Below are 20,879 nucleotides of genomic sequence, written 5' to 3'. Positions count from 1 at the left end.
AAATAGGAATTTGCAAAACATTCCGAGCGGCATCAAGCCGCTCGGTAAATTGATTTAACCATATCAAAGAGAAAAACCCAATGAATCTCTGTCGAAAGCGGAAGCATATACCGCTTTCTTTGCAAAGAATTAACGAGTTTTAATCACAAGCTGGTTAGATTGTTTCACTTCTTCCATAACAACGTATGTACGAGTGTCGTTTACACCTGGTAAACGCAGTAGCGTATCGCCAAGTAGACGACGATAAGCACCCATATCTGATACACGAGTTTTAAGAAGATAGTCAAAGTCACCAGATACTAGATGACACTCTTGGATATCATCCAGTTTTTGAACCGCAGTGTTAAACTGCTCGAACACATCCGGTGCACCGCGGTTTAACGTAATTTCAACGAACACTAATAGTGAAGCATCTAAAAACTGCGGGTTCAGTAACGCAGTATACCCTGTAATGTACCCCTGACGTTCCAATCGACGTACACGCTCCAAACATGGTGTTGGAGATAAACCAACACGTTTTGAAAGTTCTACGTTCGAAATACGACCGTCTTTCTGCAATTCATTAAGAATGTTGCGGTCGATACGGTCTAGATCCTTGGACGGCTTTTTATAGTTGTCTGCCATTTTTTATTCCACCTTATTACTTCCTTGCAAAAAAATATACTACAACTTTTTAATATTTGGTGCCAAATATTACAAACCAATAACTATACTAGTTCTTAATTCGACAATAACACCCTACAAATAGTCAATACAACCATTATAGAAAGAGGATTCAGGATGATCATTGGCGTACCTAAGGAAATCAAAAACCACGAATACCGTGTTGGCATGATCCCAGCTAGCGTGAGAGAGCTAATCTCACATGGTCACCAAGTTTTAGTTGAGACCAATGCAGGTGCCGGCATTGGTTTTTCAGACGATGATTACATCGCTGTCGGCGCATCCATTCTCCCGAGTTCTGCTGACGTTTTCGCGCAAGCAGAAATGATAGTAAAAGTAAAAGAACCCCAAGCAATTGAAAGAGCAATGCTCCGCGAAGGACAAATTTTATTTACCTATTTACACCTAGCACCAGATTTTCCACAAACTGATGAGCTAATCAAGAGCAAAGCTGTCTGTATAGCCTATGAGACTGTAACAGATAATATGGGTCGTTTGCCACTGTTAGCACCAATGTCTGAAGTAGCAGGTCGGATGTCTATCCAAGCTGGTGCGCAAACGTTAGAAAAATCTCAAGGCGGTCGTGGTTTACTGCTTGGTGGAGTACCAGGCGTTGCGCCAGCAAAAGTGGTCATTGTTGGCGGCGGTGTCGTTGGTGCAAACGCAGCTCGTATGGCAATTGGTCTGCGTGCTGACGTAACAATTCTTGACCGTAATGTAGATACTCTGCGTAAACTGGATGAAGAATTCCACGGTCAAGCGAAAGTGATTTATTCTACGGAAGACGCTATCGAGAAGCATGTTCTAGAAGCAGACCTTGTTATTGGTGCGGTTCTAATCCCTGGCGCCGCTGCTCCGAAGTTAGTTAAAAAAGAGCACATTGCAAAGATGAAGCCAGGCTCAGCGGTGGTTGACGTCGCCATCGACCAAGGCGGCTGTTTTGAAACTTCACACGCAACCACTCACGCAGAACCAACTTATATCGTTGATGAAGTCGTACACTACTGTGTGGCAAACATGCCTGGTGCAGTTGCTCGTACTTCAACGTTTGCCCTAAACAACGCAACTTTACCTTACATTCTGAAACTGGCGAACAAAGGTTACAAACAAGCACTTCTAGACGATAAAGGCTTCCTTGAAGGCCTGAACGTGATTCACGGGAAAGTGACATGTAAAGAAGTTGCTGAAGGTTTTGGGCTTGAGTACGTAGAACCAGAGCAGGCGATTGCAATGTTCAATTAATGATAAAATAAATCAATTCTGTCACGTTTTATTTACAAAAGCCCACTACCAAGTGGGCTTTTTCATATAGAGCATTTAGCTATAAATGATAACTATTTTTTATATGCGCAAATTAAAATATTTCGAGGAGTAACAGATTTAGCGCAAAACTCCAACACTCTGGCACGATAACCTTGTTCCTCAAGATAAAGTGCTTTATCTAAAGCCAGCCACAGCTCTAAAGGTCGCTGAAAAACCAATTGAATTAAGCTCATTCTTTCCATCTGCCAAAAACGCACTTCAGCTAGAGCTTCAAACTGATCGAAGTCGATTTCTAGATTCATCTCGATTCCTTTTTGCTCAGCAGCCCAAAGGCAGAAAGCTTCAAAACCTTCACTCAACTGTGATTTACGAATACTTGGAACAGGCTGATACTCCTCAAAACCAAGGACCTGACGAGCAATCAAATCGAAACCCAACCTGAAAACCATCTCTTGTTGGCGATGTCGACGTACCCTCTCACCGCCAGTCACAGTTTGCTGTAGCGGGATCCTAAGTTCCTGTTTGGAGAGCCTCAACTTTGAAGATTGAGCACTTTCAGAGAGTGCCTGATAGGTCTCAGCTTGAATCAAGTGGTAACAACAAGGAGAAATGGTCATTGCTGCGACACCACTTTCACAGCCGTACTGGAGTAAACGAACATGCAAATCACCGCAGGCATGTAAAGCGACAGCATGCTGTGTTGGCTTAAACACCGCTTTCGCTGCGGCGTCAAATGCATCCCCCTGAATGAAGGTCATTTTCCAATGATGCTCATCCGCAACCTGCTGTCCCGAATCGCATAGCTCTTGCTGATATTCAAAGCTAGTAACTGGCTGCTCAGTTTGTGTGGTTAGAATACGCCCGAGATACCCTTTACCCGAACACCACTCAAGCCACTCTATCCCACGATGATGCTGGATCGCCGCCTCGCCCATTGCCGTTATTTGTTCAAGTTTACGACCAGGGACACCATCATCTAACCCTCTTTCGAGCTCTAAACCACTTAGCGATATGGCATCCAGTTGGGTGCAGTCGGCTAGTTTCTGCAGTACTGGTAAATAAAGGATGATTTCAGCCAAAACTTCTTCCGGCTTTGCCTTTAAAAATTCGATGTGTGAAGGGGCAAGCGATGCTAACCAATCACAAAGTTCGGGGTGCTTTTCTTGCCAGGGTAAGGACGAATGAATACTGCTCTTAAATGGGTCGAATCGCCATAACGATTGATTCTCGAACAAGCAGTCATTAATAAATTGAAATTGAGTGTTCATTCATACCAATACCAGTAATTTTAATATCAGAAATTTGCCCAGGAAAACTCGCTTGGAGTAAGGCTAAATTTGCAGTAACTAGTGGTTCTAATGACAAGAATTTTAACGAAGCTGTACGCGGTTTTAATCAGCAAAAATGATGAAATAATTGCTGGAACTGGTATGCCCCCTACTAGCAGGCGCGTATTGTATACCCAAGAGGCGTAAGCGCAAACCTCGATCTTGGGTATACATACAAAGAAGATAAGTTATCTAACTGGCAGATCGATATCTTTAAACATCTCTTCGATTTCGGCATTCGACTTCAAAGAAATAGCACGCTCGACCACAGGGCGAGTTAAGTGCGGTGCAAAGCGCTCCATAAAATCAAACATATAAGAGCGAAGGAAAGTGCCACGACGGAAACCAATACTCGTTGTACTTGCACCAAACAAATGGCTCGCATCGATAGCAACTAAATCACTGTCTTGCTTCTCATCAACTGCCATACTTGCAATCACGCCAACACCAATACCCATTTTTACGTAGGTTTTGATGACATCAGCATCCGTCGCCGTAAACACCACTCGTGGCGTCAACCCTTCGCGGTTGAATGCAGTATCAAGCTCGGAACGGCCAGTAAAACCAAATACGTAAGTCACCAATGGGTAAGTAGCCAAATCATGGATGGTGACATGGGCTTTCTTCGCTAATGGATGATCTTTAGGTACAACAATTGAACGATTCCAGTGGTAACAAGGCAGCATGATAGCGTCTTGATAAAGGTGCAGTGCTTCGGTCGCAATCGCAAAATTTGCGGTTCCTTTAGCAATCGCTTCAGACATCTGCGAAGGCGTACCCTGATGCATGTGCAGAGAAACTTTTGGATATCGAGTCGTAAACCCTTTGATTACGTCAGGTAAAGCATAACGAGCTTGAGTGTGTGTCGTTGAGATATTTAGCGTCCCCATTTCTGGATGGGTATGCTCTCCCGCAACTGCTTTAATGCTCTCTACACGCCCAAGAATCTCCTGAGAAATACGTACAATTTGCTCACCAGCCTGTGTCACCTGGGTTAAGTGTTTACCACTACGTTCAAAGATTTGGATACCCAACTCATCTTCCAGCAGCCTAACCTGTTTACTGATACCCGGTTGGGAGGTATACAAACTCTCTGCTGTAGCAGACACATTCAAATTATGGTTTACAACCTCAACAATATACTTCAGTTGTTGCAGTTTCATCGTAATCCCTTACTCGTTGGCGAGACACTAAATAGGTAATTAAATTGTTCACTCTACTGAGCGATATAATTATTAGTTATAACGCTACAACCGCAAAATGAACAGGAATTTCTAACATATACCTAAATTACTTTAAGTTGCTAGATTTCTTACATTGTCACTAGAGTTACTTCAAGAAAAACATCGGGTGAAATCGCGAACTTCCCCTATCAAGCCAAAGAATCAAAGAATATGCACACGGTTGAATTTTAAATTTTCCTATCTCATGGGAATATTGATAACGATATAAATTAAAACGCGTGTGAGACAAAATAATCCAACAAATAAGGTGCCTTGAAATATGAGATTCATGTATTCTTGACCGCTAGTCGTAGAAAATAACAGCAAATGCATCGATATGAGTATTGGTTTAATAATCGCTTTGGTAGCCGTTTTATTGGTCTTAATCCTTGGCTATAACATCATGTTGCAATACAAGGTCAAAATAGAAACTGCCAGAAGACAGGAATCTTCTCGCTACGTTTCTTTGATCGACAGTACTGAAGATCTCTTAGGTCACGCGCACCATATCCCCTTCAGTTTTGAGCTTCTGCTATGCCTTAACAATCGCATTCTTGATGCTCTGGAAAATATGCAGCAGTTTGATCCAAGAAATAAGCAGTTAGCCCAACGTATCGAGAACCTCAAACAGCAAATTGTGCAGTTAAAAATAAACGAGCACGCTGGTGAGAGCACGACGTTCAAGATGCCAAGCAGTGATAAACAAGCCATTGCAATGCTAAAGTTGGTCAAACGCTTAAGAGAGACCATTCGCAACGAGCATAATAAAGGCCGCTTAGACACTCAAACTTATGTGGCGGAGAACACTCGATTAGAAACGATCCAAATCCGTATCAATATTGAAAACGTGATTAAAAGAGCCAACGACTCGATTGCTCGTGGTCAACCAGGCACCGCGCTACAATTACTGCGTAAAGGTATCGACGTACTTAGTACCAGAAATGACACCTATTCAATTCAGGCAAAGCAAAAGCTTGAGGAGATGCTGGGTGATTTAGATAAGAGACGTCAGGATAAAAGCGACGCTGAAATGCAGCAATTGGCCGATAAAGAACGTGACAATGATATGCAAGTGCTCTTCGGTGAGAAGAAAAAGTGGTAATATCTCCACCAGCTTTCCGCAATATTCGATGAAAGGCTGCGTTTGCAGCCTTTTTTCTATCCAGCCTTCGCATAGATACGCGACTGGAGACCCCAAATTTGAATGTAAAGTACCAAGAATTAAAATGATTAATCTCGACGCTTACCAAGATCTTCTTACTCCTATCAATCAGTTTCTACAATGCAGCACCCCTGATGAGTGGGTTGAAGAAGCGAAGAAACCAGAGAACCTGCAAACCATATTAACAGACCACCTATTGTGCGAACTAAAAGCAGGCCAATCGGCGATGTTTTTGATTCGTAAATATGCTATCGATCAATCCAGTTCACACGCACTACTTGACTGGTTCAAACCATATGAAGACTTTGCGTACCGTAATATAGGCTCACTGGAAACACTTAAAGGTAAGAGCAATATTTCCAAAGCGATCATGGCAAAATCAGACTCTCCTTATAGCCAAGATCTGATTGATAAAATGGTTCTGTTAATCAAAGAAGAATTACACCATTTTTATCAAGTGCTCGAAATCATGGATAGTCGTGGCATCGAATATGTGAATATTCCGGCGAGTCGCTACGCAAAGGGGCTGATTTCACATATGAAAACTCATGAGCCGGAAACTCTTATCGACAAGCTCATTATTGGTGCGTACATCGAAGCGCGCTCATGTGAACGCTTTGCAATGCTAGCTCCTCACATGGAAGAAGATATCGCGAAATTCTATATTTCTCTTTTGCGTTCAGAGGCTAGACACTACCAAGATTACTTAGTATTAGCAGAGCAAATCGCAGGCAAAGGCATTAGTGAACGCATCGCTTACTTTGGACGTGTTGAAGCAGACCTCATCTCAACACCAGACTCTGACTTCAAATTCCACAGTGGCATACCTGTTTAAAAGGCTATTTGCTACATAAAAAACGGAATTGCCGGACCATTCATGTTCGGCATTTTTATTTTGACCGCAGAGTGAGCTTAGCCAGCAATGATTCACGGCGTAGTTCAAGAATTTCATCGATCAATTTCTCTTTCGCATGAATACCAAAGTGCTGAGCGTAATTTTTGACTTTTTCTATTTCACTCGGTTGTAAGCGATAAATGTCACGCTTTAAACGCGCTTCCGCTTCACTTTTGATAAGGCCATGCTGTTGTAGCAATTTAATGATGACTTCGTCGGCCTGATTTACTGCTCTTGCCATGATAATCCAATCTGCAATTTTAGGGGTTAAGCCATCCGGCTTGGTTATTTCAGTCGCAAACCTTAAAGATTGAACATGACAACGTTATTGCAAGGGGAAGTAATTTATGAGCAAGGGGCGAGCAGTATTGCAGGCACATGGAGTTAGATTATTTTTTAAACAGGTCAAACTGAGATAATTGCCTCATCCAGAAATGAAAATTACATCAGAATCATCAGTTAAATAAAATTTCATCACATCCCTATTCTCTACCCCCTAAGTTGTGGCTTAATAGTAGAACAATAAAACTTGTTTTGCTGCGGCTACTTACATGGATTCCGTTTTACACCAGTTGCAATTTTCAATCTCGATAACAGGCCCGATCTGCTTAATGTTAGTGTTGGGCGTAATCTTTAAACGAATTGGCATCATTGATACTCACTTCATCGATGTGGGCTCTAAACTGGTGTTTAAAGTAACCTTACCAGCAATGCTATTTATCAGCATCGTCTCATCTGAACATGACTTTTCTGCTGCCAGTGGCTTTGTCAATTATGGCGTCATTGCAAGTATCGCGTTTTTCATTTTTACTTACGCTTCGGTCAAACTCATTTTCCCATCATCACCCGATCAAGGCGTACTGATACAAGGTGGTTATCGTGCGAATACTGGCATTATAGGTATCGCTTATGTTTCAAGCGCCTATGGCCCACAAGGTGTCGCCTTAGCGGCACTTTACGTTGCAGTGACGACCTTTATCTACAACGTACAAGCCGTGATTTGCTTATCACCTAAAGGGGGGACATCCGTCTCTCAGGCAGCGAAACTAATGGTACGCACGCTGACTAAAAACCCGTTAATAATTTCCATTGTTCTCGGGATGCTTTTTTACATGCTGTCTATCCCGGTTTCCCAAATTGCCATTGATGCAGGGAATTACTTATCAAGAATGACGTTACCGCTGGCGTTGTTATGCACCGGAGGCTCGTTAGATTTCCGATTGATGAGACAAGAGAAAGGGCCATCTTGGTTTGCCAGCAGTTATAAGCTGATAGTCGCACCCATGGTAGTTACATTGGGCGCATATTTGGTCGGGTTCCGTGGAGTTGAGCTTGGTATTTTATTCTTTATGAATGCTTCTCCGGTTGCTGCCGCAAGTTACGTAATGGCTCGGTCCATGGGCGGTAACTCGGTATTAGCGGCAAACATTATTGCTATGACAACGGTACTTTCTACTGTTACCTGTACGCTGGGGATTATTGTGTTGAATTCCTTAGCGCTAATATAACTCTCACACGCTCACGCAATTCTGCGTTTGCCTATGATTAAGGTTAATTGTTGTTCTCTCCCCACTGAGCATGGTTGGCGAGCGTTAACTTTCTCACCAAACGAAAGAACTCTGTCGACTCTGATTGGGATAAACTCGAAAGGAACTCTCGCTGCAGTTCGGTCATGATCTGATGTACCTGCCGCACCGCTGCTTTACCCTCAGGCGTTATGCTTAGCATCTTAAGTCTTCGGTTTGTCTCGCATTTAGAAACTTGGACTAAACCTCGCTTTTCCAAATTATCCACCATGCGTTTAGCGACACTGCGTTCACTGAGCACTGCATTCGCTAGCTCTTGCTGGCACATGGGTTCAAACTCTTCCACTGCCGCTAACGCAGTCGCCATTTCTAAAGTAATTAAATTCTGGCGAGATAACTCTGCCTGAGCGCGATTTCGATAAATTCTCTGCATGACACCACAAACAAACATTGGGCTTTGATCCAGAATAGTGATGGGAGAAATCTTATTGTCTTTCATGGTCGTGTATTCGTTCTGTAGCTTAGGTTCATGCTTTCTGAACATGGCGCTCTTTTTAGAAGCGATTCGTCACTTTAAGGATAGCTAAAGTGAGTTGGTGCTGTGTCGTATTGAGAGCATAAACAAAGAGCGCCGAAGCGCTCTTTTATTACCGTAATTATCGGTAGTATAACTTAGTTAGAACCGTTAAGTCTTACTGTCAGGATTCAGATTCCTTGGCTGCAGTTTCAATTTGTTCAACTTTTTCTTCTTTTTTGGCGCGGCGATCAAATAAACGCTCAACCACGACAAAGAAAATCGGAACAAAGAAAATACCTAGCAAGGTCGCACTGACCATACCGCCAAGTACACCTGTACCTACTGCGTTCTGACCGGCAGAACCTACACCTGTACTGATTGCCAGAGGAACAACACCCAGACCAAACGCCAGTGACGTCATGATGATCGGGCGGAGACGAACTCGAATCGCATGCAACGTCGCTTCAATAAGCCCTGCACCTTTCTCGTAGTACTCTTTGGCAAACTCAACAATCAGAATAGCGTTCTTGGTCGCCAGACCGACGGTGGTCAATAGACTTACCTGGAAGAACACATCGTTATCCAAGCCTCGTCCCATCACCGCAAGTACCGCACCAAGCACACCCAAAGGCACCACTAATACGACCGCAAACGGTACAGACCAACTTTCATAAAGCGCAGCCAACACGAGGAAAACAACGAGAATCGACAACGCGTATAGCATAGGAGCCTGGTTTCCGGATAGTCGCTCTTCATAAGAGATACCCGTCCACTTCACCTGGAAGCCTTCTGGTAATTGTTTTACCAGCGTTTCAATCTCTGCCATCGCATCACCAGTACTCACACCCGGAGCAGCACCACCCTGAATGTTCATGGCAGGCAGACCATCAAAACGTTGCAGCTGAGGAGAACCGTACGTCCACTCACCGTGTGAAAACGCAGAGAATGGCACCATGTCACCGTTGGAGTTACGCACGTACCAAGAATCAAAGTCTTTCGGCTGCATACGGAACTCAGCATCACTCTGTAACATCACCTTTTTAACACGGCCACGGTCAATGTAGTCGTTGATGTAAGCGCCACCCCATGCAGAAGACAAGATTTGGTTAACATCATCAATGCTCACGTTCAGAGCTCGTAACTTAGCGTGGTCAACAAGCACTTGGTACATCGGTGCATCAGACTGACCGTTAGGACGCACACCAACAAGATTCGGATTTTGTGCCGCCATACCAAGCAACTGACCTTGTGCCGCGACCAATGCATCATGCCCTTGGTTCAACGAGTCTTGAAGATAGAAATCAAAACCAGTGGCGTTACCCAACTCTTGAATAGCCGGAGGTGCAAAGGCATAGACCAACGCCTCTTTGATGGTCGAGAAATACCCCATCGCTCGGCCCGTTAATGACGCTGCATCCATTCCAGGCGCTTTACGCTCTGACCAATCCTTCAAGTTAATGAATGCCATCCCCATATTTTGTCCCTGACCAGCGAAACTAAAGCCAGCCACAGTAAATATCGAGTTTACGGCATCTTTTTCTTCTTCAAGGAAGAACTCACGCATCTTGTCGAGCGTTTTCTCAGTTTGCTCCTGCGTCGAGTTCGGTGGCAAAATTGCCATAGAGAAGACAGTGCCTTGGTCTTCGTCAGGTAAGAAAGACGTCGACAGGTTAGTAAAGAACCAACCAGCACCTGCGGCCAACGCAACAAACAAGAGCATCATACGACCCGTGCGTTTTAGCAATCTTGCTACGCCCGATTCGTATCTTGAGGTTAACGACTCAAACTTACGGTTGAACCAACCAAAGAAACCTTTCTTCTCAGACAGCTCCGCATCGCCTTTCTTCAGCAAGGTCGCACACAGTGCTGGCGTAAGAATGATCGCAACCAGTACAGAAAGCGTCATTGCTGCGACGATAGTTATCGAAAACTGACGATAAATAACCCCGGTTGAGCCCGTCATAAATGCCATTGGTACAAATACCGCAGACAAGGTCAAACCGACGCCAACCAATGCGCCAGTGATCTGCCCCATCGACTTCTTGGTCGCCTCTTTAGGTTCAAGCCCATCTTCGTGCATTACACGCTCAACGTTCTCTACAACTACGATGGCATCATCCACCAGCAAACCGATCGCCAGAACCATAGCAAACATGGTTAAGGTGTTCACACTAAAGCCTGTCATATACAAGACAGCAAACGTACCGAGCAAAACAACCGGAACCGCAATGGTCGGGATAAGCGTCGCACGGAAGTTCTGTAAGAACAGGTACATGATCAAGAACACCAAAACAATCGCTTCCAGTAGCGTCTTCACTACTTCATGAATCGATGCTTGAACGAAAGGCGTGGTTTCAAATGGGTAAGCAATCTTTAAACCAGCCGGGAAGTTTTCTTGCAACTGCGCCAATCGCTCTTTTACTGCTGCAGCGGTTTCCAGCGCATTCGCTCCAGTCCCCAGAGAAAGACCCAAACCCGACGCAGGGAAGCCATTGTATTGCCCCCTGATATCGTAACTTTCCGCACCACGTTCAACACGAGCCACGTCTTTCAAATACACGTTTGCGCCGCTGGTATCGGACTTAAGAATGATATTTTCAAACTCTTCAACACTGCTCAAACGACTTGCAGAAGAGATTGTTGCATTCAACAGTTGTCCTTTTTGTGCTGGTGCTGCGCCAAGCTGACCTGACGAAACCTGAGCGTTCTGCTCACTGATCGCACCAGCGACATCAATCGCAGTCAGATTAAACTGTGCCAACTTGAATGGGTCTAACCAAACACGCATCGCATATTGAGCACCAAACGCCTGAACCTTACCTACACCGGATACACGGCTAATTGGATCTTCAATGTTCGATACAACATAGTCCGCGATGTCATTCTGCGTGTAGTCTGGGTCTTCAGAATAGAGTGCAACAACCAACAAGAAAGAGGTATTCGATTTCTCGACAACAATACCTTGGCTTTGTACTTCACTCGGTAGCGAAGTCAGCGCCAACTGTAACTTGTTTTGTACCTGTACTTGAGCAATATCTGGATCAGCTTCGCTATCAAATGTCAGCGTGACCGTCGCATTACCAAACGCATCACTGCTTGATGAAAGGTAACGTAGGTAGTCAAGACCAGTCATGTTTTGCTCAATAACCTGCGTAACGGAATCTTCAACCGTTTTTGCAGACGCCCCCGGGTAACGAGCAGTGATAGTAACCGTCGGCGGTGAAATGGTTGGGTACTGCGATACCGGTAAATTCATCAGGGACATGATCCCCGCCAGCATGGTCAGAATAGCCAGAACCCAAGCAAAGACCGGACGATCGATAAAGAATCGTGCCATGATTACTCCTGTTCACCGGTTTGAATGCTTACAGAACTACCCGACTTTACCTTTTGTAGACCAGCCGTAATGACTTTATCGCCCGCTTTTAGGCCATCGACAATGCGCCATTGATTATCAATCACTTCAGCTGTCGACACAGGAGTCGCGACGACTTCGTTATCATTGTTAACAACCATGACGGTCGCTTGTCCCCTTGCATCACGAGTTACTGTGTTTTGAGGAACAAGAATAGCTTCCGGATCCACGCCCGTAATCACCGTGGCACGAACAAACATACCAGGTAAAAGCAACCCATCCGGGTTAGGGAATTCTGCACGAAGCGTTACACTCCCGGTGCTCTCATCGACATTAACTTCGACAAACTTCATCGTGCCGTTATGGGCATAAGTCGAGCCATCTTCTAATTCTAAAGTCACTTGGGCTGACTCATCCTGTTGGATGTGTCCTTTAGCAAGAGCAGATTTCAGACGCAGCAGCTGAGCAGATGACTGAACGATGTCGATATTAATTGGATCAAGCTGTTGAATCGTCGCTAACGTGTCAGACTGGTTTGCGGTAACCAAAGCACCCGCCGTTACACTCGATTTACCGATAACACCACCGATCGGTGCCTTAACCTGAGTGTATGACAAATTGATTTTCGCAGTGTTGATCGCCGCTTTTGCTACTAACGCTTGAGCTTTTGCTTCTTTGTAAGCCGCTTCCGCTTCATCCAGATCTTGTTGACTGATTGATTTTTTCGAAATGAGGGCACGGTAGCGCTTAACCGTTGCGAAGGTTGATTCTTCAGTCGCATTAGCACGGATCAATTCTGCTTCAGCACTTAATAGAGCCGCTTGATAGGTCGAGTCGTCGATCTGATACAAAGATTGGCCTTGTTGGACAATGCTGCCTTCTACAAAATTACGTTCAGAGACAATACCGCTTACCTGCGGACGGACTTCTGCTTCTTTGAACGCACGGCTACGACCCGGCAACTCTACAGTTAACATTTGACGAACTGGCTCAACAGTCATCACTTCGACTTCTGTTGTTTGAGCGGCACCACCGCTTTGCTTCGTTCCTTCTTGACTTGGTTGGCATCCGGCCATAAACAGGCTCGACGCAATCAACAGCGATAGCGTGGTTTTACGTCTCATTAAACATCTCTCTTCTTACTTTCTCTAAAAACCATTTAGGCACTTTAAAACACCTAAAAAAATGTGGTTATAATTGATGAAGTTATATTCAAAAATTACTTAGGATGATAATTATCCAGTGTTGTACATACAACAACATTTACACTTCTATACGCTCACAGAATACGTTTGTCTGAAAGATGTGCTTTAGATCTCATTAATGGTAATTTTGCGTTGGAAATCACATTTTTTTGTGAACAACAACACCGTTCAAAAAGAACTCAAAATGTACATAAATCCACCAAATCTTTGCGCAAAGTTTTGACCCCAAGTCCACTTTTATTCCATATTTGTATAAAGAATAATTCATAATTGACGTTCTAGAATAATAAAAGTAATCCTAATAAATGCACTCCATATGGCGGTAATTTGTACCCACATTCTTATTTTTAGTACCAGTACCGTTTACCAGATCAATTAACAAGAACGTTTTTTCATCCATGACTACACACTTTGATGCCTCGGTTTACTGGTCACACGCAAATGGATCATTCCGACTAGCAAGCCCCATAAAGTAGCACTCACACCTAAAAAACTGATCCCTGATAGGGTAATTAAAAACGTAAATAGTGCGGATTCCCGGTAGCCCTCGGCGTGAAAAGCCGCTTGTAGACACATCATCAAAGTGCCTAATAACGCAAAACCGGCCAAAATCTTTATCACTCCTTGCGGTAAGGATAAAAATATCGCCACAACAGTCGTTGCGAACACACCTGCAATTAAATAAAACACACCCGCCCATATTACTGCGCGATAACGCTGTTGTTTGTCAGAGTCCACTTCTTGTGTCATGCAAATCGCCGCTGAAATCGCCGCAAGGTTGACACTAAAGCCTCCAAATGGCGCCGCTAAGATATTAGTTAAACCTGTACCAATCAGAATAGGCTTTACTGGTGTGTCATATTGGTAACTTTTCATCATCGCAATACCGGGCAAGTTCTGAGAAAGCATCGTAATGATATAGAGAGGAATGGATAAATTCAGTATTGCGCCAATATCCAATCCCGGTGTTACCCATACGGGTGTCGCGATGGATAAATCCGCAATATCAATCACTGCATCTTCAATGCCGATAGAACAAATAACGCCAATGATAAGAAGTGCAAGCATCGCGTATCTGGGAATCGAACTCTTTGCCACTAAGAAGCCTGCAAACATAAACACAAAGGTAATGGGTGCACTGCTCACCGCTTTAAAACTATCCAGACAGAAAGGCAGCAAAATTGCGCCCAACATCGCTGTACCCAATTGTGGCGGTATTCGCTCAAGTGCTTTGCTTAATGGCGTAATCAATCCCGTTAACAAAATCAGCACGCCCGAAACAACAAACGCACCGACAACAACGGGTAATTCATACTGTTGAGAAGCGATGACTAACATCGCCGCACCAGGTGTTGACCATGCTGTTAAAACCGGTGTCTTATACATCCAGGAGTACGCGATAGAGGTCAAGCCCATTGTGACGCCTAATGCCAGCAACCAACTTTCTATTTGAAGCGGTGTTGCTCCAGCCGAAGTCGCCGCCTGAATGATGATCACTACCGAACTGGTATAGCCGACTAACACAGCCGTAAACCCGGCGGATACGTGGCTTAAATTGAATAGCTTTTTCATCATTCGTTCTTCCCTGCTTTGTGATAAGATTACTTGTGCGCTATAACATACAACAGAAAGATAACATTGTGCGCAATAACGCACAATAAGGTATTTAGTTATGAATGAATCTGCATTTAAATCTGAAATCGCTCACCACCTTAAATCTGAGAGGAAAAAGAGAGGGTTGAGCCTAGATGCGACGTCCAAACTGACCGGCGTTTCAAAAGCAATGTTGGGACAAATAGAAAGAGAAGAATCAAGTCCGACAATTTCAACGCTTTGGAAGATTGCCAGTGGGCTGGAAACTTCGTTCTCTGCGTTCTTTGCCAATGCTCCGGAGTTACGCTCTGGTGAATTTACGTTCCCAGACGACTCCAAAATGAAAGTGAACACACTTTTCCCTTACAAAGCGGACTCTGGTCTGGAAATGTTTGAGATCACGTTGACCAATTTTCACAGGCAAATGTCGTCACCTCACGGTGTCGGTGTGATTGAGCATATTCACGTACTAAGCGGTGAAATGAATGTTTATTTCAACGATCAATGGCATCATCTGACAACCGGAGACAGTATCCGCTTTTTCAGTGATCAGCCACATGGTTACGAAGCCGCAACAGAGACAACCACATTTCAAAATATTGTCTGTTATCCAAGATAATCCCAAATTTGCCACCGCACTTTGCCTCTGATGCTTATATAAAGCAGAGGCTCATTGCTCCTAAATTAGCCCTCCCCCCCTTCAATCCGGCAAACATTTATCTTCTCTACGTGCAATGTCCTTGCCCTATCGCCTTATAAATTCAATTAATAAGAAAAACCTATCCAATAGCTAAGTTTTTAATAATTGTTCGTTTTTTGCCCACATGTTTAACTGAAATTGCTCAAGTAAAGCCCACTAATTTCAAAAGGAAATTGAATATGCGAACACAGCAAAACTCAGTAAAAAAACATGTAAAAACGGCAGCTAAAGTCCTGTCAGTACTTGCGATGTCTAGCCAACTCGCACATGCAGGTAAGCTATCCATCGGAATGACTACGTGGGTCGGTTACGGCACCTTGTATCTCGCTGATGAGCTGGGATATTTCAAAGAAAAAGGATTAGAGGTCGATCTTCAGACGATTGAGCAAGGCTCTACCTATATGGCAGCCGCAGCATCGGGACACCTTGATGGCTCCGCTTCTACGATTGATGCCATTCTCAAGTATCGTCCTAAATTCTGTTTTAAAGCCGTTGCAGCACTGGATGACAGCTTTGGTGGTGATGGCATTTTAGTCCAAAACGGTATCAACTCAATCCAAGATTTAAAAGGTAAAACTGTCGCGGTGAACGAGGGTTCTGTATCTCAGTTCTGGCTATCAAACCTTTTGAAAGAAGCTGGCATGACCATGTCTGATATCAATGTGCAAAACATGACCGCCGACGATGCCGCAAGCGTCTTTATTTCTGGTGGCGTAAAGGCTGCTGTGACTTGGGAACCAAATTTGACTTACGCTCGCACGAACAACGTTGGCAAGGTTCTGGTCGATAGCGCTAGCACTCCGGGTATTATCGTCGATGTTGTAAACCTACGTTGTGATGTCATCGAAAACCAACCTGATGATGTTGCTGCACTCGTAAACGGCTTATACCGCGCCGTTGAGTACACTAAAGAAAACCCAGAAAAAGCGTACGCAATCATGGCGAAAAAGTTAGGTGGTTACCTATCTGACCCAAAAGACCTTGCTGAAGCAGCTGCTACTGTGCGTTTCTACGACCAAGAGATGAACGTCAAACTACTGGGTGAAAATGGTAAAGAAGGTGAACTGGCGCAAGTTATCAAACTTGCGAATGAAACCTGGAGTCAACTTCAGGGAGAAAAGTTTGAAGTCACTTTTGACGATCTCGTCGATAACCGATTTCTTAAGCAATAATCCGGGTAAACTGCTCGCCCAATTTTCACCGTCCATATAGTTCACATAAATGAGTAAGTGAGCCAACGGTAACTGTGTTTTCAGTTGTCGTTGGCTCACTTTTGTTTTCTTAAAACAAGCCTACGTATTGACCGCCCAACCATCATACGAGTTGTTCTTCCAGTATTCATATCAATAAAATCATAAATATAAAGCAGTTTTAAGGTGCATAAATAAAACCTATCCAAAAGCTAAGTTTTTAATAATTGTTCACATTTTTTACTCGTGTTTAACTGAATTTGCTCAATAAAAACCTTTCAGTTCAAAAGGAATTTGAATATGCATAAACAGGATAGTTCGGTAAAAAAACATATCAAAACAGCAGCAAAAGTGCTGTCTGTACTCGCGCTTTCTAGCCAGGTAGCTCAAGCCGGAAAGCTCTCTATCGGGATGACGACCTGGGTCGGTTACGGCACACTTTATCTTGCTGATGAGTTGGGATACTTCAAAGAAAAAGGATTAGAAGTTGATCTTCAGACCATAGAGGAAGCGTCAATGTATATGGCGGCAACGGCATCTGGTCACCTTGATGGTTCCGCTTCGACAATCGACGAAATATTAAAATATCGTCCAAAATTCTGTTTTAAAGCCGTTGCTGTATTGGATGATAGCTACGGTGGTGACGGAATCTTGGTGCAGGACGGTATCAATTCCATTCAAGATTTAAAAGGCAAAACTGTCGCGGTTAACGAAGGCTCAGTATCTCAGTTTTGGTTGTCAAACCTTCTAAAAGAAGCAGGCATGACCATGTCTGACATCACGGTACAAAACATGACAGCGGATGACGCTGCCAGCGCATTTATTTCTGGTCGTGTTCCTGCAGCGGTGACATGGGAGCCGAACCTGTCTTACGCTCGCTCGAAAAATGTCGGACAAATACTCATCGACAGCAGTAAAACGCCGGGCGTTATCGTCGACGTAGTTAACTTGCGTTGTGATGTGATTGAAAACCAACCTGACGACGTGGTTGCGTTGGTCGATGGCTTATATCGAGCAGTTCAGTACACCAAAGACAACCCGGAAAAAGCTTATCAAATCATGGCGAAACAGCTTGGTGGTTACTTATCGGATCCAAAAGATCTTGCAGCAGCAGCGGCGACCGTGCGCTTCTATGACCAAGAGATGAGTACCAAACTCCTTGGTGAATTGGGCAAAGAAGGCGAGATCGCACCTGTGATAAAACTGGCAAATGAAACCTGGAGCCAACTTAAAAAAGAAGACTATCAGGTGACGTTTGAAGAATTAGTCGACAACCGATTCGTTAAGCAATAAGTGGAGGATCTATCGTGGCTAATCAATCATTCTCTTTATATCAGCTAACTGCGCCAAAAGAGGACATACCTAACAAGGTTGTCATCAGCGCTGGCGCTATCAGTTGGATAGTGTTGCTGACCGCTTGGGTACTTCTCTCCTATACCGGTTGGGTACCAAGTATGTTCCTGCCTTCGCCGCTAGAAGTACTTAAAACCGGAATGCGTTTAGCAGAAGATGGCTCTCTGTTTACTCATATCTGGTCCAGTTTAGAAGTTGTCATCATTGGCTTCTGGATATCATCGCTGGTTGCAATCCCACTGGGTCTGCTTATGGGTAGCTTCCGTATCGTACAGGCATTCTTAGATCCGCTTGTTAACTTCATCCGTTATTTACCGGTCACTTCTTTCGTACCTCTCTTTATCCTTTGGATTGGTATCGGTATCGAACAACGCGTGACGGTGATTATCTTCGGTGTTTTCTTCCAGCAAGTGGTCATGATTGCAGACGTCTCTCGCGGTGTATCCAAAGACCTGCTTCACGCGGCATACACACTGGGTACCAGCCGTAAAAAGATACTCACACAAATCATTATGCCAGCGTCAGTACCGGGCGTACTGGATGCACTTCGAGTAACTATCGGTTGGGCGTGGACTTACCTGGTGGTCGCGGAGCTTGTCGCCGCAAACAGTGGTCTAGGCTACATCAGCCTAAAAGCAATGCGAGGATTCCAGGTCGACATTATCTTCCTTGCCATTGTTATCATCGGCCTACTCGGCCTAATCACGGACCAATTTTTTAAAGTTTTACGATTAAGGTTAAGCGCATGGGACAAATAGCAACAAAGGCGACGCCTCTCCATGACACTGAGAGCAGCGATTCGCAATCACTTAGACGTTTAAAATCAGTATCAGATCAACCGACGCAACTGCACATTGACAATATTACGCTGAAATTCCCAAGCAAAGATGGCGGAGAATTCACAGCAATAGAAAACCTGTCATTAGAAGTAAAAAATGAAGAGTTTGTGGTAATTGTTGGACCATCAGGCTGTGGTAAATCGAGCTTACTCTACTTAACTGCCGGATTAAATAATCCGACTGAGGGTGAAATACGCGTTGCTGGAAAAACAGTTGAAGGTCCAAGCGCTGAACGCGGTATGGTGTTCCAAAGCTATACCCTCTTCCCTTGGCTAACCGTTGCACAGAATATTGAATTCGGCCTAAAGCAAAAGAAAATGCCGGCAAGTGAGCGTAAGAAAATCGTTGATGACTACATCAAGCAAGTCGGTTTAGAAAACTTCGCCAACCATTTTCCGAAGCAACTCTCTGGTGGGATGAAGCAACGCGTGGCCATCGCCCGGTCACTGGCTAACGACCCTCAAATCCTGTTGATGGATGAACCATTTGGTGCGCTGGATAGCCAGACACGCTTGCAAATGCAACAACTGCTATTGAAAGTTTGGGAAAAAAGCAGAAAAACCGTTGTGTTCGTTACTCACGATATTGATGAAGCGATCATGCTTGGTGACCGAGTGTTTGTAATGGGTTCGAAGCCTGGCCGTATACAAAAAATTCTGGATGTAAATATCCCCCATCCAAGAACACTTGATATGGCGATGGAACCCGAATTCCTGACATTGAAGAAAGAAATATTGTCACTGCTGCACGACGACTTGCTCGAAGTACATTAATTTTTTCTCTTCAACCCATGATATCCTGCTTGTTGGGTATCATGGGTTTTCGCCTTATACCAATATTCATCACATGGAAGCGAGTTGTATTTTCTATGCCAAATCAAAACACACTGGACATTCTCTCTACCCTTATTAGCTACGATACCACCAGCGCGCATTCCAACATGCCGCTTATCGATTACATTCAAACCTATTTGGGTGACTACGGAATCGAATCAACGTTAGTTTTTAATCACGACAAAACCAAAGCCAACCTATTTGCATCTATCGGTCCCAAAGACAAAGCCGGAATTATGCTATCCGGACATACCGATACCGTGCCAGTGACAGGCCAGCAATGGGATACAAACCCGTTCGAACTAGTCATAGACGGCGAACGCTGCTTTGGCCGTGGTACAACTGACATGAAGTCGTTCCTCGCAGTGGTCTTAGCCGCGATTCCCGAATTTTTAGCTCGCCCCCTCCACTACCCGGTTCATTTTGCTTTTTCTTATGATGAAGAAATTGGCTGTCTGGGCGTACGCGGATTAATTGAACAGCTTCAGCACCTGACCATCAAGCCTGCAGCCTGTATTGTCGGTGAACCAACCTCAATGAAAGTCGCCACTCGCCATAAAGGAAAACTGGCGGCAAAAGTAACAATAACAGGTAAATCTTGCCACTCGGGTATGGCTCCATATGGCGTTAACGCCGTCAACTATGCGGCTCGGCTGGTGAACTGGTTGGAGAATATGGCGCTGACAAAACGCGACCACGGTCCATTTAACTCTGAGTATGAAATCCCATATACCACGATTCACACTGGGACAATCCATGGCGGTCAAGCTCTGAATATCGTCCCAGATCTTTGCCAATTCGATTTTGAAATGCGAAATATCGCCAGCGACGATCCAGTACAAATACTCAGTGAGTTTCAGACGTATGCGCAACAACTGGTCGTAGAAATGCGTAAAGTGAGCGAAGAGTGTGATTTCAGTATCGATATTCTGACCGAATACCCAGGTTTGGACACATCTGAAAATACTCGTCTGATTACTTATGTGCAAAATCTCGCTCAGGACTTTGAAATCAGTCGAGTCAATTTCGGCACTGAGGGTGGTTTATTCTCACAACAGCTTAAAATACCAACATTAGTTTGCGGGCCTGGTAATATGGAGCAAGGTCACAAACCAAATGAATATATTACATATGAACAATTAGAGAAAGCCGAAGCATTTATTCATGCGCTTGCTCACTCTTTATCTAATGATAATTTCATTTAATCATTCAATTAAGTAAAATTAAAAAAGGA

The 20,879-nt window shown here is 44.2% G+C and carries 18 protein-coding genes; 10 read left to right on the top strand and 8 right to left on the bottom strand.

Annotated features, from left to right (window positions below):
• Positions 1-129 precede the first annotated feature (129 nt).
• The gene (gene lrp, locus WJM94_RS00475; RefSeq protein WP_444492282.1) at positions 130-624 is read right to left on the bottom strand and encodes a leucine-responsive transcriptional regulator Lrp; all 495 of its coding nucleotides are present in this window, start codon (positions 622-624) and stop codon (positions 130-132) included.
• 156 nt (positions 625-780) lie between these two features.
• Between lrp and ald the strand changes: the two genes are divergently transcribed.
• On the top strand, positions 781-1,905 hold the full coding sequence (ald, locus tag WJM94_RS00470; RefSeq protein WP_444492281.1) for an alanine dehydrogenase: 1,125 nt from the start codon (positions 781-783) through the stop codon (positions 1,903-1,905).
• Positions 1,906-1,997: 92 nt separating this feature from the next.
• On the opposite strand, the gene WJM94_RS00465 is transcribed toward ald, so the two are convergent.
• Complete coding sequence (locus WJM94_RS00465) at positions 1,998-3,194, bottom strand: methyltransferase (protein WP_444492280.1); 1,197 nt, start codon at positions 3,192-3,194, stop codon at positions 1,998-2,000.
• Positions 3,195-3,442: 248 nt separating this feature from the next.
• Entirely contained in the window at positions 3,443-4,417 is a 975-nt protein-coding gene (gene cysB / locus WJM94_RS00460) for an HTH-type transcriptional regulator CysB (protein ID WP_444492279.1), read from the bottom strand.
• Positions 4,418-4,814: 397 nt separating this feature from the next.
• Here cysB and WJM94_RS00455 point away from each other — a divergent pair, with 397 nt between their 5' ends.
• Together WJM94_RS00455 and miaE are read left to right on the top strand one after the other, a co-directional pair.
• A complete protein-coding gene (locus tag WJM94_RS00455) occupies positions 4,815-5,579 on the top strand; it encodes a DNA repair protein (RefSeq protein WP_444492278.1) in 765 nt (254 codons plus the stop codon).
• A 124-nt stretch (positions 5,580-5,703) separates the two neighbouring features.
• Positions 5,704-6,474 carry a tRNA isopentenyl-2-thiomethyl-A-37 hydroxylase MiaE gene (miaE, locus tag WJM94_RS00450; protein ID WP_444492277.1) on the top strand — a complete coding sequence of 257 codons (771 nt, stop codon included), beginning with the start codon at positions 5,704-5,706 and terminating at the stop codon, positions 6,472-6,474.
• Positions 6,475-6,529: 55 nt separating this feature from the next.
• Here miaE and WJM94_RS00445 read toward each other — a convergent pair whose 3' ends face one another.
• The gene (locus WJM94_RS00445; RefSeq protein ID WP_444492276.1) at positions 6,530-6,775 is read right to left on the bottom strand and encodes a hypothetical protein; all 246 of its coding nucleotides are present in this window, start codon (positions 6,773-6,775) and stop codon (positions 6,530-6,532) included.
• 310 nt (positions 6,776-7,085) lie between these two features.
• Between WJM94_RS00445 and WJM94_RS00440 the strand changes: the two genes are divergently transcribed.
• Positions 7,086-8,042 carry an AEC family transporter gene (locus WJM94_RS00440; RefSeq protein ID WP_444492275.1) on the top strand — a complete coding sequence of 319 codons (957 nt, stop codon included), beginning with the start codon at positions 7,086-7,088 and terminating at the stop codon, positions 8,040-8,042.
• A gap of 43 nt (positions 8,043-8,085) precedes the next feature.
• Here WJM94_RS00440 and WJM94_RS00435 read toward each other — a convergent pair whose 3' ends face one another.
• The 4 genes from WJM94_RS00435 to WJM94_RS00420 all read right to left on the bottom strand — a co-directional run bounded on the left by WJM94_RS00435 (position 8,086) and on the right by WJM94_RS00420 (position 14,709).
• Positions 8,086-8,559, bottom strand: coding sequence for a MarR family winged helix-turn-helix transcriptional regulator (locus WJM94_RS00435; protein ID WP_444492980.1), 474 nt, complete (start codon positions 8,557-8,559; stop codon positions 8,086-8,088).
• 199 nt (positions 8,560-8,758) lie between these two features.
• Positions 8,759-11,914 (bottom strand): efflux RND transporter permease subunit, encoded by a 3,156-nt coding sequence (locus WJM94_RS00430; protein WP_444492274.1) that lies wholly within the window; start codon positions 11,912-11,914, stop codon positions 8,759-8,761.
• Between the two features lie 2 nt (positions 11,915-11,916).
• Positions 11,917-13,056 (bottom strand): efflux RND transporter periplasmic adaptor subunit, encoded by a 1,140-nt coding sequence (locus WJM94_RS00425; RefSeq protein WP_444492273.1) that lies wholly within the window; start codon positions 13,054-13,056, stop codon positions 11,917-11,919.
• 483 nt (positions 13,057-13,539) lie between these two features.
• Entirely contained in the window at positions 13,540-14,709 is a 1,170-nt protein-coding gene (locus WJM94_RS00420; protein WP_444492979.1) for a benzoate/H(+) symporter BenE family transporter, read from the bottom strand.
• Positions 14,710-14,809: 100 nt separating this feature from the next.
• Between WJM94_RS00420 and WJM94_RS00415 the strand changes: the two genes are divergently transcribed.
• The 6 genes from WJM94_RS00415 to argE all read left to right on the top strand — a co-directional run bounded on the left by WJM94_RS00415 (position 14,810) and on the right by argE (position 20,850).
• The gene (locus tag WJM94_RS00415) at positions 14,810-15,349 is read left to right on the top strand and encodes a helix-turn-helix domain-containing protein (RefSeq protein WP_444492272.1); all 540 of its coding nucleotides are present in this window, start codon (positions 14,810-14,812) and stop codon (positions 15,347-15,349) included.
• A gap of 260 nt (positions 15,350-15,609) precedes the next feature.
• On the top strand, positions 15,610-16,602 hold the full coding sequence (locus WJM94_RS00410; RefSeq protein ID WP_444492271.1) for an ABC transporter substrate-binding protein: 993 nt from the start codon (positions 15,610-15,612) through the stop codon (positions 16,600-16,602).
• Positions 16,603-16,920: 318 nt separating this feature from the next.
• Positions 16,921-17,913, top strand: a complete 993-nt coding sequence (locus tag WJM94_RS00405; RefSeq protein ID WP_444492270.1) for an ABC transporter substrate-binding protein — start codon at positions 16,921-16,923, stop codon at positions 17,911-17,913.
• 14 nt (positions 17,914-17,927) lie between these two features.
• Positions 17,928-18,731, top strand: coding sequence for an ABC transporter permease (locus WJM94_RS00400; protein ID WP_444492269.1), 804 nt, complete (start codon positions 17,928-17,930; stop codon positions 18,729-18,731).
• Positions 18,719-19,585, top strand: coding sequence for an ABC transporter ATP-binding protein (locus WJM94_RS00395; RefSeq protein WP_444492268.1), 867 nt, complete (start codon positions 18,719-18,721; stop codon positions 19,583-19,585). Before WJM94_RS00400 ends, WJM94_RS00395 begins: the two co-directional genes overlap by 13 nt.
• A gap of 95 nt (positions 19,586-19,680) precedes the next feature.
• The gene (gene argE / locus WJM94_RS00390) at positions 19,681-20,850 is read left to right on the top strand and encodes an acetylornithine deacetylase (RefSeq protein WP_444492267.1); all 1,170 of its coding nucleotides are present in this window, start codon (positions 19,681-19,683) and stop codon (positions 20,848-20,850) included.
• Positions 20,851-20,879 lie beyond the last annotated feature (29 nt).

It is taken from the genome of Vibrio sp. YIC-376 (assembly GCF_052353105.1).
Taxonomy (GTDB): domain Bacteria; phylum Pseudomonadota; class Gammaproteobacteria; order Enterobacterales; family Vibrionaceae; genus Vibrio.
The sequence above is the reverse complement of the archived record's forward strand: the minus strand, read 5'-3'. Positions and strand labels throughout refer to the sequence as shown.